The sequence below is a fragment of the Endothiovibrio diazotrophicus genome (assembly GCF_054657215.1).
Window position 1 is genome coordinate 1 of record NZ_BAAHXB010000264.1, and the last position, 1194, is coordinate 1194.

General features: G+C 45.2%; 1 protein-coding gene. It reads left to right on the forward strand.

Annotated elements, in window-relative coordinates:
* The coding region (locus ACYQ2W_RS26285; RefSeq protein ID WP_459874043.1) for a DUF4329 domain-containing protein at positions 1–429 on the forward strand (429 nt) is incomplete at its 5' end.
* Positions 430–1194 lie beyond the last annotated feature (765 nt).

Consider the following 1194-nt stretch of genomic DNA (forward strand, 5'->3'; position numbering starts at 1 on the left):
CTTTACACCTATGTACTCAACAACCCGCTGAACTTCACGGATGTATATGGTTTGGCACCAGGAGATCCTTTCCCCAATGCTGATGGAGCAGCAATTGACGCCGCCAATTACGCACGGCAATTCGGTGGGCAAGATATCGAATACGGTGGATGGATCTACGATAACGGGAATTTTTGCTCATACAATATTACTGCGGGAGGTCCAAACAACATTCCCGGAAGCTGGCTTGAAGAGATTAGACCGGCTGGAGCCACGGACATTTGGCACACCCACCCTATGGGTCGGGATCCGCTATATGCCGAGCACTTTTCACGAGGCGATAGGAACACATCGAATAGCGAAGGCGTTGGCGTATATCTCAATACCCCGAGCGGTGTAAACATACACTACAACGGAATGAATGAACCTCCTGAGCGAATCGTTCAATAGGCTGTTCATGTGCATAGTTGTAGCGAGCGATATGCGATGGCACTTAACGGATCCAGTATGATTTATCGCAATCATCTGTCGCTTTTAGTATTGGTGATATTGATCTCAGCCTTTCCAGTGAGCACAATCAATGCCCAAGAACACCTGATTCCAGATAAGTCAGCGTTGCTAGATCCTGACACCTGCAAACTTCGAGATCGATTTTTCGATGGCCTTTCAAACAATGTAGTTCTCAGGGTGCTGGTAGAGCCGTCGTTTTCGGCTTCGTATATGGTTGGGCTACGCCTGATAGGCGAGCGGTACATGGTGTTTTTGCTGATTAGAGAAGACTGCCAAGATGGCATGGCGGGGGTCTCATGCGAAGATCACGAAACCAATAAAAAAATTACAAAGTCATATTCGAGGGCGATAAATAAGGAATATGCAAATAGAATAGCCAGCATATGGAAGACGTCGTTGCTTGGCGTAAGGAGGGAAAGAAATCCTTCGATACACCTCGATGGATCAATATACAACTTCTCAATGCGATTGCATAAGTATGGGGATGTCAGCGGGACACTTTATGATCCAGACCCGAGATCAAAGATGAGTCCGTTGATAGACTTGGTTGAATCTTTATATGAATACAGCAAAAACAAAATAGATGAGAAAGGCTTGTCCAAGCATTTGCTTGACTTTGAGAACTGGAAATAATGCGCCAAAAAATCCAATTCTGAGTTGAATAATTTCTGCAAGAAAGAATATAAAGCCCCGCTCGTCCATAAA